General features: G+C 58.5%; 16 protein-coding genes, 1 tRNA gene and 1 pseudogene. 9 read left to right on the top strand and 9 right to left on the bottom strand.

Annotation, left to right across the window (positions count from 1 at the left end; genetic code table 11):
- Together ABI660_RS20450 and ABI660_RS20445 are read left to right on the top strand one after the other, a co-directional pair.
- On the top strand, positions 1–186 hold a 186-nt coding region (locus ABI660_RS20450; protein WP_348071568.1), incomplete at its 5' end, for a hypothetical protein.
- Positions 187–290: 104 nt separating this feature from the next.
- The gene (locus ABI660_RS20445) at positions 291–743 is read left to right on the top strand and encodes a hypothetical protein (RefSeq protein WP_348071566.1); all 453 of its coding nucleotides are present in this window, start codon (positions 291–293) and stop codon (positions 741–743) included.
- A 131-nt stretch (positions 744–874) separates the two neighbouring features.
- Here the strand turns inward: ABI660_RS20445 and ABI660_RS20440 are convergent.
- Positions 875–1,138 (bottom strand): annotated as a pseudogene (locus ABI660_RS20440) (IS21 family transposase); the annotation flags it as partial.
- A gap of 58 nt (positions 1,139–1,196) precedes the next feature.
- Here ABI660_RS20440 and ABI660_RS20435 point away from each other — a divergent pair.
- Entirely contained in the window at positions 1,197–1,586 is a 390-nt protein-coding gene (locus ABI660_RS20435; protein WP_348071564.1) for a hypothetical protein, read from the top strand.
- A 75-nt stretch (positions 1,587–1,661) separates the two neighbouring features.
- Here ABI660_RS20435 and ABI660_RS20430 read toward each other — a convergent pair whose 3' ends face one another.
- Entirely contained in the window at positions 1,662–2,237 is a 576-nt protein-coding gene (locus tag ABI660_RS20430) for a recombinase family protein (protein ID WP_348071562.1), read from the bottom strand.
- A gap of 559 nt (positions 2,238–2,796) precedes the next feature.
- On the opposite strand from ABI660_RS20430, the gene ABI660_RS20425 reads away from it, so the two are divergent.
- Positions 2,797–3,648 carry an alpha/beta hydrolase gene (locus tag ABI660_RS20425; RefSeq protein ID WP_348071560.1) on the top strand — a complete coding sequence of 284 codons (852 nt, stop codon included), beginning with the start codon at positions 2,797–2,799 and terminating at the stop codon, positions 3,646–3,648.
- 232 nt (positions 3,649–3,880) lie between these two features.
- Positions 3,881–4,336, top strand: coding sequence for a GNAT family N-acetyltransferase (locus ABI660_RS20420; protein WP_348071558.1), 456 nt, complete (start codon positions 3,881–3,883; stop codon positions 4,334–4,336).
- Positions 4,337–4,383: 47 nt separating this feature from the next.
- On the opposite strand, the gene hemW is transcribed toward ABI660_RS20420, so the two are convergent.
- From hemW to ABI660_RS20395, 5 genes are all read right to left on the bottom strand, one after another.
- On the bottom strand, positions 4,384–5,619 hold the full coding sequence (gene hemW / locus ABI660_RS20415) for a radical SAM family heme chaperone HemW (protein ID WP_348071556.1): 1,236 nt from the start codon (positions 5,617–5,619) through the stop codon (positions 4,384–4,386).
- 7 nt (positions 5,620–5,626) lie between these two features.
- A complete protein-coding gene (rdgB, locus tag ABI660_RS20410; RefSeq protein ID WP_348071554.1) occupies positions 5,627–6,226 on the bottom strand; it encodes an RdgB/HAM1 family non-canonical purine NTP pyrophosphatase in 600 nt (199 codons plus the stop codon).
- A 45-nt stretch (positions 6,227–6,271) separates the two neighbouring features.
- Positions 6,272–7,000: a ribonuclease PH gene (rph, locus tag ABI660_RS20405; protein WP_348071552.1), complete on the bottom strand. Its 729-nt coding sequence runs from the start codon at positions 6,998–7,000 to the stop codon at positions 6,272–6,274.
- A 107-nt stretch (positions 7,001–7,107) separates the two neighbouring features.
- Positions 7,108–8,010 (bottom strand): PP2C family serine/threonine-protein phosphatase, encoded by a 903-nt coding sequence (locus ABI660_RS20400; RefSeq protein WP_348071550.1) that lies wholly within the window; start codon positions 8,008–8,010, stop codon positions 7,108–7,110.
- Positions 8,007–9,014 carry a serine/threonine-protein kinase gene (locus ABI660_RS20395; protein ID WP_077592949.1) on the bottom strand — a complete coding sequence of 336 codons (1,008 nt, stop codon included), beginning with the start codon at positions 9,012–9,014 and terminating at the stop codon, positions 8,007–8,009. The genes ABI660_RS20400 and ABI660_RS20395 overlap by 4 nt, the downstream gene beginning before the upstream one ends.
- A gap of 66 nt (positions 9,015–9,080) precedes the next feature.
- Between ABI660_RS20395 and ABI660_RS20390 the strand changes: the two genes are divergently transcribed.
- From ABI660_RS20390 to ABI660_RS20375, 4 genes are all read left to right on the top strand, one after another.
- Complete coding sequence (locus ABI660_RS20390; RefSeq protein WP_348071548.1) at positions 9,081–9,998, top strand: YicC/YloC family endoribonuclease; 918 nt, start codon at positions 9,081–9,083, stop codon at positions 9,996–9,998.
- Between the two features lie 45 nt (positions 9,999–10,043).
- Positions 10,044–10,664 carry a guanylate kinase gene (gmk, locus tag ABI660_RS20385; protein WP_348071546.1) on the top strand — a complete coding sequence of 207 codons (621 nt, stop codon included), beginning with the start codon at positions 10,044–10,046 and terminating at the stop codon, positions 10,662–10,664.
- 45 nt (positions 10,665–10,709) lie between these two features.
- On the top strand, positions 10,710–10,913 hold the full coding sequence (rpoZ, locus tag ABI660_RS20380) for a DNA-directed RNA polymerase subunit omega (protein ID WP_096662930.1): 204 nt from the start codon (positions 10,710–10,712) through the stop codon (positions 10,911–10,913).
- 112 nt (positions 10,914–11,025) lie between these two features.
- On the top strand, positions 11,026–13,266 hold the full coding sequence (locus tag ABI660_RS20375) for a bifunctional (p)ppGpp synthetase/guanosine-3',5'-bis(diphosphate) 3'-pyrophosphohydrolase (RefSeq protein WP_348071543.1): 2,241 nt from the start codon (positions 11,026–11,028) through the stop codon (positions 13,264–13,266).
- On the opposite strand, the gene greB is transcribed toward ABI660_RS20375, so the two are convergent.
- Together greB and ABI660_RS20365 are read right to left on the bottom strand one after the other, a co-directional pair.
- On the bottom strand, positions 13,263–13,823 hold the full coding sequence (greB, locus tag ABI660_RS20370) for a transcription elongation factor GreB (RefSeq protein ID WP_348071541.1): 561 nt from the start codon (positions 13,821–13,823) through the stop codon (positions 13,263–13,265). The two genes, ABI660_RS20375 and greB, sit on opposite strands and share 4 nt — an antisense overlap.
- 88 nt (positions 13,824–13,911) lie before the next feature.
- Positions 13,912–13,988: transfer RNA gene (locus ABI660_RS20365), tRNA-Arg, on the bottom strand.
- Positions 13,989–14,068 lie beyond the last annotated feature (80 nt).

Below are 14,068 nucleotides of genomic sequence, written 5' to 3'. Positions count from 1 at the left end.
AATTTGGATGAAAAATCTCAACTCAAAGGGGTCAAATTTGCTCGGCAATCAACACATGGTGCACAACATCGAGAAGCTGGCCAAGACGAGCCTGGGGCAGCAGAGGGGCAGATAAGGCACATCAAGGGCAAGAGGCTGTCCATTGAGGCTAAAAATGGGAGAAATTGCGGCACACTTCGGGCATGAGAGCTCAGATCTTGAACACCAACCCGAGAAACGTGCAAAGCCAAATTGGGGTGCGCGGAAAACGGGTTTATTTACAGCCTCGTTAGGCCTATCCAATTCCATCCATGAATCACAAAGTCATCACGCTCATTAAGTGGTTGTTCCTCGCCATTGGCGCTGGTATGTTGGTCGGTGCAGCGAGCTTGCACTCAAGCGCCGCACTGCCACTGTCGCTTCTTGGTCTCGTCTTTGCGTCGACCGGCGGCGGCATCATCGGCTACGGCTGGTGGAGCACAAAGAAGGAAGCTCTTCTCCGCCAGCATGGCCACCTGATTCATGCCGACTTTCAGCAGGTTGAGCTAAACAAAGCTCTGGAAGTCAATGGAGCCAACCCATTTCGCATCGTCGCCCAATGGCACGACGCCAAGAACAACCAACTATTCGTCTTCAAGAGCGCCAATCTTTGGTTCGATCCGAGCAACTTCGTTCAGGGCAGGAAGATCCCCGTCTATGTCGATCTCAGCAAACCATCGAGGTACCACGTTGACACTTCGTTTCTCCCAAAGGTGCACGGCTAGGCTAACCCTTCCATTGTTGAATTCCGCTGAAGTCTGACCCGAGTTTTCCATCGAATATTGACCCACACTCTTTGTGAGCAGAAGGTGCTCACGATGTGGATAAGTTCTTGGTTTTCTCCTTTTTGGGTTGAGTCTGTGTGGATCTGCCTCAAAGTGCGCCGCTGTTTCCGCGATTTTGTTGCCTCGATGACTAGCCAGGTGGCCAGCTTCTCGGCGTAGGGATCGAGCTTGCTTGGGGTTGCCCGCCGTTGGTAGCTGGGCTCGCTCTCTTCCGATCGCAGGTGCTTCTTCACTGTGTTGCGAGCCAGGCCTGTACGCCTTGAGATCTCGCGGATGGACATCTGATCTCGCAGTGCCCACCTCCTGATGACATTCAATGTCGCCACGTCTATCACTCCTAATTTCCCCTGCTTTTAAAACAAGCAGGGTAGTGCCTACGTGGGTCAGTTTTGGATGGAAATTACTGCGCTAAGTGGGTCAGATTTCGACGGAATTCAACAGTTATCCCTCATGATCTTTGCGGTGGCAACTGACGAGCGAACTTTGGTCGCGTTCCCCGGCGAGGCGGCAGCGATCGCCAAGTGCGAGACGCTGGACGTCGAGGCTGCGGATTGGCTCTTTTGGGATGACTGCGGTAGGCCGCTAGAACCACTTTTCTCCGTTCCGAACAAGCGTGGTTTGTTCACGGTGCAAAACGGTGTCTATTCGCTTGTCCCGGCCGGCCCCGATCACCACGCGCTTCTCGTCGACGCATTAGACGAGATCGTTACCTTCGAATCGGCTGCGCCGTTTGACTCAGCTGACGGAGTGCATTCATACTTGGCAGATCGCTCCCGTGAGTAGTCAGCCATTTCCCAGCGAGGCCCGGGATAACATGTCAGTCAACCGGACCGCCTGCGGCGTCCGGTCACCTTCACGTTATCGCAAACTCGAATGCCCAGGCTTGAGAACCCGATAAATCGACCGCTTCACGCTCGACGGGTGGACATTGAAGATCACCGCCAGAGAATCCATGGTGTACTGATTGGACTTCCAGAGCCGCACGATTTCTTCTTCGTCGTCTGGTGACACAGACCGGGGCCTCCCGCAATGAACGCCACGCATCATCGCCGCAGTCTGTCCTGCAATAGACCTCTCCCGAATGATGCCGCGCTCGAACTCTGCGAAGGCTCCCAGCATGTGCGTCATCATGCGGCCGGCGGATGTGCTTGTGTCTACTGGCTCGGTCAGGCTTTGAAACGATGCACCGACTTTCTGGATCCTGTCCAGGATCGAGAGCAGATCCATCAGGGACCGCGCCAGGCGGTCAATTTTGTAGACCTTGACCATGTCGCCTGGTTCCAGCGACTCCAGTAGCCCCATTAACTTTGGCCGTTGGCCGACTGAACTTCGTTTCTCCTGCAGAATTTTTTCAACCCCAGATCGCTGCAATGCGTCAAGCTGCAGCGTCGTTTCCTGCTCGGTGGTGGAAACCCGAGCGTATCCGTATATCAAACCGATCTCCCGTTTTAGATAGCTACGCTTTTGATAGCGTATCTACTCAACGGCAAGTCTGTTTGAGACTTGTAGGCTGTCAAAAAAGACAGGTAGACATTTGGTCTACAAGTAAAAAACCGGCCTAAGCCGGTCATGAATTGGTTCGAAAGCCACCGCTTCCGCCATAGACCGATTGAATCAAGCAAGCAGCCGACTTTTATACGCCGTAACTGCTCTGTCATCGCAATAGTGACCCAGCTTTCTCCGCATCCGCCGCGCCTTTCGGGGTGGCGCAACTGGCACTCAACGCCAATTTTTCACTGAGTCCAATGCTGACTCGCCCGGTCTTGCTTCATTAAAGAAGTCCGTACCGTTCAACCGAACCTGTCCTACAGCGTGCCATCTCGCCCCTGCCTATGCTCGGCTGTCCTACCCCCGGTTATTGGACAACCATGCTGGGCCGTAAGAAGCAAACCGGTGGCGCTCGCCAGTTCACCGGGCTGGAGCACGAGTAAACGCCGCGACCGGGCAACGGCTCTCGGTGAGCGCTCCCGCTCACACTACAAGGAGCATCAACGTGCGCGCACAAATCATCGAACATGACAATTTAACGCTTGGCCTGCTGGCGGCTGGAGATGCTGCCAAACCGGCCATCGTGCTTTTACACGGCTGGCCGCAATGCAAGGAAGTCTACGATCCAGTGATCGATGAGCTCGCCTCCGATTACTTTGTCCTCGCTTTCGACCTGCCGGCGATTGGCGACTCGCGCGGCACCCCACGTTCCGCTGAAAAGAAAGTATTGGCGGATATCCTGATCGGGGCGGCGGAACGCGCCGGCGCGCAGTCGATGGTCATGGCAGGTTTTGATGTGGGTGGAATGATTGCGTATGCGGGCGCGCGCGATTACGGTCATCGGATCGCAGGCGCAGTCGTCATGAACACCGTTATCCCCGGGATTGACCCATGGTCAAAGGTTGTGTCAGATCCGCGCATCTGGCACTTCGCGTTTCATGCGATACCCGAGTTGCCCGAGCTTCTGGTTGCCGGACATCAGCGCGCTTACTTCGATTTCTTCACCAACTTCCTCGCGGGTAACAAGGGGGCCATTTCTGAACGCCATCGGGCTGCGTTCGCGCGCGCTTATGAACGCTCCGAGGCGCTTAAAGCGGGTTTCGACTGGTACCGGGCCTTGCAGGCCGATGCTGAGCGCAACAGCCAGCCCAAGGAAATTCAAACCCGAATGCTTTACCTGCGCGGCGACGCCGATGGTCGTTCGCCGGAAGATTACCTCCCAGGTCTGAAGGCCGCAGGCGCGAGACGTGTCACCGGCCAGGTCTTGCATGACAGTGGTGAATTTGCCCCGCTGGAGGTTCCCAAGGCCTTCTCGCAAGCGGTCGCTTCTTTCGCGAAAACATGCCAGAGCGACTAGGATTGGGCCGGGCAGACCGGTAGGGGCCTCTTACAATTCCCACCGTTCAGCTATCGGAGAATCCAATGACACAGGGCTACTGGATCACACAGGTCAACATTACTGACCCGAAGAGGTACAAAGCGTACATCTCCGCCAAATCGGGACCGGTCAGGCCCGCAACCAGCATGATCGGAGGCCTCATGCGCCGCTCACTCGCGCAGACATCGACTCTTTCCATTGATCGGACGGCATGAACACCATTTCCGTCCGTCAAGCGATGTTGGCCGACCTGGACGCACTGACCCTGCTTTTTGATGAATACCGCCAGTTCCAGAGACAGCGGAGCGACCTGACCGCAGCACGTTTGTTTCTCCAGGAGAGATTTGATCACGGGGAGTCAGTCATCTTTGTCTGTCATGACGGCGCCAGCCCCGTGGGGTTCGCTCAGCTCTACCCCATCTACTCTTCCGTGACCCTGTCGCAGGTCTTCGTGCAGAATGATCTCTTTGTTCACGAGTCCGGTCGGCGCAAAGGCGTGGCCTCCCGGCTGCTGTCGGCGCTTGAGTCCTACGCGTGGTCTCTTGGCTCAGTTCGCATCACACTGAACGTGGCGCGAGACAACGCATCCGCCCAGGAGCTGTACGAGAAACAAGGTTGGAAGCAGGACAAGCAATTCTTCATGTATCACCGCTTTCCCCAGGACTAAAGAGGTTCATGCCAACAGTGGCCCCTTCCCCATCGCATCCCGGCACCTCAGTCGGCCAGAAACAGGGTCTGCAAATCGTTCAGAAAGTCAAAGCCACGCTCTGTTGGCTTGACGCGGGCGAAGTCGCGTTCAATCAGACCCTTGCGCTCGGCCTCGTCCAGCCCGGCCTGGATCGCTGTCAGCGGCAACCCGGTTTTCTCTGAAAAATCCTGCAGCTTGAACCCTTCGCGCAAACGCAGGGCATTGAGCATGAATTCGAAAGGCAAGTCGGCTCGGCTGACCTCAGTGTCCTGTGCCACCGGGGCACTGGCCAGCGCCTTCTCCATGTACAGCTTCGGCTCACGAAACCGCACCTGGCGAACCACGCGATGCGCAAAACTCAGCTTGCTGTGCGCCCCGGCGCCTATGCCAAGGTAGTCACCGAACTTCCAGTAGTTCAGGTTGTGCAGGCAGCGATGGCCGGATTTTGCGTACGCCGAAATTTCGTAGCGGTCCATGCCTGCAAGGCCGGTCAGTTCGGTGATCCGGTCCAGCATGGCGTATGCGTCATCCTCCTCCGGCAATGCTGGAGGATATTTGGCGAAATAGGTGTTGGGCTCGACGGTCAGGTGGTAAATCGAGATGTGCGGCGGTTGAAAAGCAAGTGCCTGGCGCATGTCCTGTTCAAGATTCTCAAGAGTCTGGCCCGGCAACGCGTACATGATGTCGAGGTTGAAGGTGTCGAAAGCCTGCGCGGCTTCTTCCACCGCTGTGATTGCCTGGGCGCGGTCGTGCACGCGGCCCAGCGCTTTGAGATGCTGATCATCAAAACTTTGCACGCCAACCGATAGCCTTGTCACGCCGGCGCTGCGAAAGGCCCTGAAACGATCTTTCTCAAACGTACCCGGATTCGCCTCGAGCGTGATTTCGCAGTCGGGCTCCAGCCGCAGCCGCGCGCGGACGGCGCCCAGCAGGCGATCTATCGCTTGCGGTGAAAACAGGCTGGGCGTGCCGCCGCCGATAAAAACGCTGTGCACCGTACGGCCCCAGATCAAGGGAAGTGAAGCTTCGAGGTCGGCCGTCAATGCATCAAGGTAACGCTGCTCGGGCAACGCGCCCTGGGCTTCGTGAGAGTTGAAGTCACAGTAAGGGCATTTTTTCAGACACCACGGCAGATGCACGTAGAGAGACAGGGGAGGCAACGCGCTCAATTGAAGGGTGCCGCTGCGCATGTAGTGCTGAACGTCTCTGATCTGAACGCCCTGCTCCGGCGACGCACTGACGACGGGGATCGGAAAAGTCATTGCCTGCTCACAACCAGCGCTCGCGCATCAGGTCCATCATCTGGCGCGCCGCCATGCCCCGGTGGCTGTTGGCGTTTTTGACCTCGACAGGCAGTTGGGCAAAGGTCTTGCCGAATGCCGGAATGAACATCACGGGGTCAAAACCGAAGCCATTGCCGCCCGCTGGCTCCCGAGCAATTTCGCCCGTCACTCGGCCCATGGCGATCAGGGGCTCGGGATCGCCGGCGGAACGCACGGCCACCAGCGTGCTGACCATGGCGGCCCGGCGTTGATCGACGCCGGCCATCTGCTCCAGCAGCGCGCGCACATTGTTGTCGTCGCCTTTGTCGTAGCCAAACTGTGTGGCATAAAAAGCCGTGTCCACGCCAGGCAGGCCACCAAAGGCATCGACGCACAAACCGGCATCGTCGGCCAATGCCGGCAGGCCGCTCAGGCGCGAAGCGTGACGCGCCTTGGCCAAGGCGTTTTCGACAAAAGTACGGAAAGGCTCTTCTGCCTCGGGAATGCCCAGATCGGCCTGCCTGACCAGCGCCACGTCCAGCGGCGCCAACATGGCCTGCAACTCGGCCAGTTTTCCGGCATTGTTCGATGCAAGTACGATTTTCATAAAGAAATATGCATCCAGCCCAATAGGGATGGGCGCAAGCAGCTATTAATTCAGGAGCGACCGTTGCTGCAAGGCAACCAGTTCGCTGATACCTTTTTCCGCCAGTTGCAACAGCGCGTCCATTTCCTTGCGCGAAAAGGCGGCGCCTTCAGCCGTGCCCTGCACCTCGACATAGTGGCCGGCGCCGGTCATCACCACATTCATGTCGGTGTCGCAGCTCACATCCTCGATGTATTCCAGGTCCAGCAAGGGCGTTCCCTGCACAATGCCCACCGAGATCGCGGCCACGTGGCCGGTGATCGGCGTTTCCTTGAGCTTGCCCTCGGCCAGCAGCTTGTTCACCGCGTCCTGTGCGGCAACAAAAGCACCGGTGATGCTGGCGGTGCGTGTTCCGCCGTCAGCCTGGATAACGTCACAGTCGAGGTGGATGGTTCGTTCACCCAATTTTTTCAGGTCGAACACGGCGCGCATGGAGCGCCCGATCAGGCGCTGGATTTCCTGCGTGCGCCCGCTCTGCTTGCCGCGCGCGGCCTCACGGTCGCTGCGGGTATGGGTAGCACGTGGCAGCATGCCGTATTCGGCCGTGACCCAGCCCTCGCCGCTGCCTTTTTTGTGGCCAGGCACTTTCTCCTCGACCGAGGCCGTGCACAGCACCCGGGTTGCCCCGAACTCAATCAGAACGGATCCTTCTGCGTAGGCGGTGTAAGCACGGGTAATCCGTACCGGGCGCAATTGGTCAACCGCGCGAGCGCTGCTTCGTGAAAATGAACTCATGGTGAGGGGCTTTCTGGCGGGAACACGCCCGAGAAATAGGAAAGAGAAGAAAGAAAAAGGAAAGCCAGGAGCAAGGCAGCACCTGCGGGCGAAACAGCGGGCCGGACTCAGGCTTTTTTGGCTGCCGAGCGGCGTATGGCTTCGTTGATCTCGGCAATGGAGCGTTCAATCGCCGCATCATCAAGATCTTCGATACTGGAATCGAGCACGCCCGCCTGGATGGTCGATGCAAAAACACCATCCATGATGCTGTCGGTCGAAATGCCGCGCGTCGACTCGAAAGCGTCGGGCGTTTCCCACTCCATGGCGAGCACGGTGACATTGTCGCTGTGCTCCCCTCCATTGCGCAGCGCATGTTCGACCATTTCGGGTACGGCGTCAGACACGCTGTTGCTGGCCATGTGGCGCACAATTTCAGCGTCGGTCAGCGTGCCCCACAGGCCGTCGGAGCAGAGCATCAGCTTGTCGCCCTGCTGCAGGACCACCGGGCCGGTGATGTCAAACACCGGTTTGGATGGAGAGCCCAGGCAGGTGAACAGGATGTTGCGGTTCAGGCGCTCCAGCTTGATGATGCCGGCGTTTTGCTGCTCCAGGTAGGAGTGGTCGCGCGTGCGGGTCAGGAGTTCGCCCTCGCGCACTACATAAAGACGCGAGTCGCCGCAGTGAACCCAGGTCGCGCCTGTGCCCTGCAATATGGCTGCGACCAACGTGGTGCGCGGGGTATCAAGCATGCCTTTTTCGCTGGCATAACGAATGATCTGGTGATGCGCCGCCATCAGGGCAGACGACAAAAACTCGGTGGTGTCCCTGACCAGCGGCCGGGCTTCCTTCTGGTAGAGCGCAGAAATGGTCTGCAACGCCAGCTGTGCCGCCACCTCGCCTTCAGGATGGCCTCCCATGCCGTCAGCCAGCACAAACAAGCCCGACTCACGGGTGTAGCAATACCCCATGCGGTCTTCGTTTTTCTCGCGACCGCCTTTACGGCTGACCTGAAAGACTGAGAATTTCATTTGAATTTTGTCGCAAAGCCGGTGGCTTTGCGCGCGGTTTTCTTGGTGTCTGACACCATGTTGTCAAACTGCAGCCGCATTTTTTCGCCGACCGTCAATTTGGTATACCGCCGTTCACCCTCGCGGCTGAGTTCCTTCTGCAGGGCGAAGACCGACTGCGGCCGCGACAGCGGATCGAGCGACATGCACCACTCCACCACTTCGATCAGGTTGTCTGAATAAACACCGCGCAGCCGCGACAACGCCAGCGAAAGCCGGTCTTTTTCCAGGCGCTGCGGCGCGTCATTGGGCGGATAACCCTGCATGGTCGCGTAAATACAGGCGCCGATCGCATAGATATCGGTCCACGGCCCCATCGACGAATCGCGGCGGTACATTTCAGGCGCGGCAAACCCCGGTGTGTACATGGGCCGGATGAAATTGCCCTCTTTGCTCAATACCTCGCGCGCCGCACCGAAGTCGATCATCACCGCCTTGTTGTCATCGGTGACGAAGATGTTCGCCGGCTTGATGTCCAGATGCAGCATCTTGTGCTGGTGCACGATGCGCAAACCGCGCAGGATCTCGTCGAACAGCGAGCGGATGGTCGATTCGCGGAACACCTTCTGCTTTTTGAGTTCGCGTGCGGTGATGATGAAGTCCTGCAGGGTGCCGCCCTCCAGATAATTCATCACCATGTAAACAGTCTCGTTTTCGCGGAAGAAGTTCAGCACACTGACCACGGACGCGTGGGAAATCTGCGCCAGCGAGCGGCCTTCCTCAAAAAAACTCTTCAGGCCGAGCCGGTACAGCGACAGCTTTTCAGGTTGCACCTGAGGCAGCAACTCGCCCGGCGGCCGGCTGGCCAGCGAGGAAGGCAGGTACTCCTTGATGGCAACCTGCTGGCCCTCGTTATCCACAGCCAAGTAAACTACCCCAAACCCGCCGGCCGACAGCTTGCGCACGACGCGATAACCGCCTATGACGGTATCGGGTGGAAGTGGCGCTGGCTTGACCTTTGACATAATTCGGGATTAAGCAAGGTGACGGGATCACCAAGTCCTGTTTCTCTACGAAAAGCGTATAACTAAATGTCAGTTTACAGCATGACTGGCTATGCAGCCGTTCAATCCACACCTGCGCGAAATACCCAGGAAACGGATACCGGTACGGACGCCAACGCCCGCCTGGGGGTGGAAGTACGCTCGGTGAACAGCCGTTTCCTGGATCTGGCCTTCCGGCTGCCCGATGAATTGCGTCAGGCCGAGCCTGCGCTTCGAGAGTTGCTGACTGCCAAGCTCAAGCGCGGCAAGATCGAAATCCGCGTTTCCCTGGAAAGCAATACCGGGAGCAGCCTGCGCGCCCCGGCGACCGCCACCCTGCAGCGCCTGGGCTCCATGGAAGACACCGTGCGGTCCTGGCTTCCCGGCGCGACGGCTCTAAGCGTCGCAGATATCCTGCGCATGGCGGCAGGTGAAGACAAAACCACCCATGACTACAGCGACGAACTGCTAAAACTCGCCAAAAAGGCGCTCAAGGAACTGCTGGCGGCCCGGGAACGCGAAGGCGCCCGCCTGGCGCAAATGCTGCTGGACCGTACTGCCCAGCTGCGAGCGCTCGCCGCCTCGGCCGTCCCCATGGTGCCCAAGCTGGTGGAGCAGCAGAAAATCCGTTTCATGGAGCGCTGGAAAGAGGCGATGGCACTGGGAGGCGGAAGCACCCTGCCCGAAGCCGCGCAGGACCGAGCCCTGACGGAAGCGACCTCCTTCGCAATACGTATTGACGTGGCGGAAGAAATCACGCGGCTGTCCTCTCATCTGGACGAAATCGACAGGTTGCTGGCCGGGGGCGGCGAAGTAGGCAAACGGCTCGACTTCCTGATTCAGGAACTGCACCGTGAGGCAAATACGCTGGGGTCCAAATCAGGGTCGCTGGAACTCACCCACGTCTCGGTGGACATGAAGGTGCTGATCGAGCAGATCCGCGAGCAGGTCCAGAACATAGAGTAAGGCCCTGCCCTGCCTGAATCAACCCATCTTCAAGAATCTGACGCCATGGACTACCCCGGAAACCTGTTTGTTGTCGCCGCACCCAGCGGGGCCGGAAAATCCAGCCTGGTCAAAGCCCTGATGGAGCTCGACGCGCGGGTGCAGCCTGCGGTGTCGCACACCACGCGGCCGCCCCGCGGGCAAGAAAAACATGGCCGCGAATACTTCTTTATTTCGCCCGAGGAGTTTGACGGCATGGTGCTGCGGGACTCCTTTCTGGAGTGGGCCCATGTCCATGGCCACCGCTATGGCACGTCTCGGCAAACCATCGAGGAACGTGTGACCCATGGCGCCGATGTCATTCTGGAGATCGATTTTCAGGGCGCCATCAACATCAAGCGCATTTTCAGCAATGCGGTGCTGATCTTCATCCTGCCGCCCAGTTGGGAAGAGTTACGCTCGCGGCTGGAGCGCCGCGGCGAGGATTCGCCGGACGTCATCGAATTGCGCCTGAAAAATGCCGCAGTAGAAATGGCCCAAGCCCACGAATTCGACTTCGTTATAATCAACGAGTTATTTGAACGAGCGGTTTTCGACCTGAAAACCATTGTTCATGCCCAGCGGCTCAAGTTTGCAGCCCAACGACGTGCCCGCGCCGAGACCTTCAAGGCCCTGCATATTGCCTGACCTGCTGCCTCGTTCCCCTATTTCCCATTTAACCCGGAGATCATCATGGCCCGCATCACTGTTGAAGACTGCCTGGAAAAAATCCCCAACCGCTTCCAGCTTGTTCTGGCTGCGACCTACCGCGCCCGCATGCTCAGCCAGGGCCATGCACCCAAAATCGAGAGCAAGAACAAACCCGGCGTAACCGCCTTGCGTGAAATTGCCGAAGGTAAAATCGGCCTGGAAATGCTGAAAAAAGTCCCCTCCTGAGGCAACGCCACCTTCTCAAAAAAGCACCGCAAGCGGTGCTTTTTTTATTTTTCCAAACCGGTGCAAAGCCCGCTTTTTGCATGTTTTATTGGCACCGCGATACATTTAAGGCATGAGCGCCCTGGATTTTCCCATCGCTAACGCCAAGTCGAGCCCGGCTGCCGCCAATGCGGCCGCGGCGAGTTTTGCGGCGCTCACCGCGAAACTGGACTACATGAGCGCCGAGGACATAGACAATGTCCGGCGCGCCTACCGCTTTGCCGATGAAGCGCATCTGGGTCAGATCCGCAATGGCGGCCTGCCCTATATCACCCACCCGATCGCGGTGGCCCAGCAATGCGCCGAATGGAAGCTGGATGCGCAGGCCCTCATGGCAGCGCTGCTGCATGACGCGATTGAGGACTGCGGCGTCACCAAGCCCGAGCTGATTGAACGTTTTGGTGCACCTGTTGCCGAGCTGGTAGACGGGCTGACCAAGCTGGAAAAACTGGAATTCAACACACGCGAAGAAAACCAGGCGGAATCATTTCGCAAAATGCTGCTGGCCATGGCCCGCGACGTGCGCGTCATCCTGATCAAGCTGGCCGACCGCAGCCACAACATGCGCACGCTGAGCGACGTGCCGCGCAGCAAATGGACACGCATTTCGCGCGAGACGCTGGACATCTATGCGCCCATTGCGCACCGCCTCGGCCTGAATGCGACCTACCGCGAACTGCAGGACCTGGCTTTCCAGCACCTGTACCCCTGGCGCTACGCCACGCTGACCAAGGCGCTGGGAAGAGCCCGTGGCCGTCGGCGCGACGTGATCAAGCGCGTCCAGGCCGAAGTAGAGGCTGCCTTTGCCAGCGCTGGCACCGAGATGCACATCCACGGACGCGAAAAAGCACTCTATTCGGTCTATCGGAAGATGGACGAAAAACATCTGTCTTTCGCGCAGGTGACTGACATCTATGGCTTTCGCATCATTGTCGCGAACGTCACTGCGTGTTACACCGCCATGGGTGTGCTGCACCAGCTCTACAAGCCCCTGCCGGGGAAATTCAAGGACTACATCGCGATTCCCAAAGTCAATGGCTACCAGTCGCTGCATACAACGATGGTCGGCCCCTTCGGCACCAACATCGAGTTCCAGATGCGCACCGAGGCCATGCATATCGTCGCCGAATCCGGCGTTGCAGCACACTGGCTGTACAAAGCCACCGACCCGGAAAGCGATGCGTCCCAGCGACTGGGCACCCAATGGCTGCAGTCCCTGCTGGATATCCAGCATGAAACCCGCGACGCTGCCGAGTTCTGGGATCACGTCAAGATCGATCTTTTCCCCGATGCCGTGTACGTGTTCACGCCGAAAAGCCAGATCATGGCCATGCCGCGCGGGGCGACGATTGTCGACTTTGCCTACGCCATCCACAGCGACGTCGGACATAGAGCTGTGGCGGCCAAGGTCAACGGCGAGCAGGTCCCCTTGCGCTCCGAACTGCGCAATGGCGACGTGATCGAGATCATCACCGCCTCGGTCTCCAGCCCCAATCCGGCCTGGCTGGGCTTTGTGCGTACAGGCAAGGCCAGGTCCAAGATACGCCATCACCTCAAGACCATGGCGCTCACCGAATCGCAGGAGCTCGGGGAGAAAATGCTGGCACAGGCGCTGCGCGCCGAAGGCATAGAGCGCCTGCCGGAGGACAATGAGCAAAACCACGCAACCTGGGAAAAAATACTGCGCTTCTCCGGCAACCGTTCGCGCGCCGACCTGTTGACCGACATCGGCTTGGGCAAACGCATCGCCAGCATGGTTGCCAAGCGCATCGTCAGCCTGCTGGCTGAAACCGGCGAAAAACCGGACCAGCTGCTGATGAGCCGTGAGCGCTACACGGCACACGAATCCATCTCACAGGGCGCCCTGGTACTCGACGGCAGCGAAGGCGCCTCGGTTCAGTTTGCCACCTGCTGCCATCCCATTCCCGGCGACGACATTGTCGGTTACCTGGGGCGCGGGGAAGGGCTTGTCGTCCACACGGAAGACTGTGCAGTGGCCAAAAAATTGCAGCAGCGCGACAGTGAACGGTTTATCGCGGTCGACTGGTCTGACGAGCCCACACGGGCTTTTGAAGCCGGCTTGCTGGTCACCGTGTCCAACGGCAAAGGGGTGCTGGCCAAGGTCGCCTCGGCCCTGGCAAGTGCGGAGGCCGACATCACCCATGTGGACATGGGGCAAGACCCCGCACAGGACGCCACCGACCTGCGCTTTGATGTGCTGGTGCGCGACCGCATCCATCTGGCGGCCGTCATGCGCAGCGTCAAGCGAACTGCGCCGGTATTGCGCGTGCAGCGCGCCAAGCCAGGCGTCTAGGCGCCTGCCGGCGCCGGATAACTGACCTCTACCACTTCGATGTCCTTGAGTCCACCGGGCGTGGCCAGTTTCACCTCGTCGCCGACCCGGGCCTTGAGCAGCGCGCGGGCAATCGGTGAAATCCAGCTGACCTGGTTCTGCGCACTGTCTGCTTCATCAATACCCAGGATGGTTACCGTCTGCTCCACGCCCGCGTCGTCGGCGTAGGTGACCGTGGCGCCAAAAAACACCTGGTCGTTGCCAAAGTGGACGGCGGGGTCTGAAATTTCGGCAATTTCAAGGCGTTTGGTCAAAAAACGAATGCGCCGGTCAATCTCGCGCAGGCGCTTTTTGCCGTAGTGGTAATCGCCATTTTCGGAGCGGTCGCCATTGCTGGCCGCCCAGTGCACCACTTCGACCATCTTGGGGCGCTCGTTGTCAATAAGATCCAGCAGCTCGGCCTTGAGCCGCGCGTAACCAGGCGGGGTGATGTAGTTTTTGCCACCCGCAGGCAAGGGCGGGAGCGACAAGTCCTCATCGTCTTCCGCGTCAGTTTCTTTGGTGAAAGCTTTGCTCATGATGAGCCTGCAACAGTAAGAACAGGTTTCAGATCAGGACATCGTAACGAAAAAGCCCTGGAACCTCACAGTTCCAGGGCTTGACGTTTGGTGCGGCTGGCAGGAATTGAACCCACGACCCCTTGGTTCGTAGCCAAGTACTCTATCCAACTGAGCTACAGCCGCTAAGCCTCGAATTATAGCCTATTTGGTGGGTGGTAGGGCGTCACAGACTTGAACTGTGGACCAAAGGATTATGAGTCCTC

The organism is Polaromonas sp. (genome assembly GCF_039930745.1).
In the GTDB taxonomy this organism is placed as follows: domain Bacteria; phylum Pseudomonadota; class Gammaproteobacteria; order Burkholderiales; family Burkholderiaceae_C; genus Polaromonas.
The sequence above is the reverse complement of the archived record's forward strand: the minus strand, read 5'-3'. Positions and strand labels throughout refer to the sequence as shown.

Bases quoted from the DNA above. Each gene is read 5' to 3' on its own strand.
- ABI660_RS20445 (WP_348071566.1), top strand. From the start codon at position 291: ATGAATCACAAAGTCATCACGCTCATTAAGTGGTTGTTCCTCGCCATT.
- gmk (WP_348071546.1), top strand. From the start codon at position 10,044: ATGGACTACCCCGGAAACCTGTTTGTTGTCGCCGCACCCAGCGGGGCC.
- ABI660_RS20400 (WP_348071550.1), bottom strand. From the start codon at position 8,010: ATGAAATTCTCAGTCTTTCAGGTCAGCCGTAAAGGCGGTCGCGAGAAA.
- ABI660_RS20395 (WP_077592949.1), bottom strand. From the start codon at position 9,014: ATGTCAAAGGTCAAGCCAGCGCCACTTCCACCCGATACCGTCATAGGC.
- ABI660_RS20375 (WP_348071543.1), top strand. From the start codon at position 11,026: ATGAGCGCCCTGGATTTTCCCATCGCTAACGCCAAGTCGAGCCCGGCT.
- ABI660_RS20420 (WP_348071558.1), top strand. From the start codon at position 3,881: ATGAACACCATTTCCGTCCGTCAAGCGATGTTGGCCGACCTGGACGCA.
- hemW (WP_348071556.1), bottom strand. From the start codon at position 5,619: ATGACTTTTCCGATCCCCGTCGTCAGTGCGTCGCCGGAGCAGGGCGTT.
- rpoZ (WP_096662930.1), top strand. From the start codon at position 10,710: ATGGCCCGCATCACTGTTGAAGACTGCCTGGAAAAAATCCCCAACCGC.
- ABI660_RS20390 (WP_348071548.1), top strand. From the start codon at position 9,081: ATGTCAGTTTACAGCATGACTGGCTATGCAGCCGTTCAATCCACACCT.
- greB (WP_348071541.1), bottom strand. From the start codon at position 13,823: ATGAGCAAAGCTTTCACCAAAGAAACTGACGCGGAAGACGATGAGGAC.
- ABI660_RS20435 (WP_348071564.1), top strand. From the start codon at position 1,197: ATGGAAATTACTGCGCTAAGTGGGTCAGATTTCGACGGAATTCAACAG.
- rdgB (WP_348071554.1), bottom strand. From the start codon at position 6,226: ATGAAAATCGTACTTGCATCGAACAATGCCGGAAAACTGGCCGAGTTG.
- rph (WP_348071552.1), bottom strand. From the start codon at position 7,000: ATGAGTTCATTTTCACGAAGCAGCGCTCGCGCGGTTGACCAATTGCGC.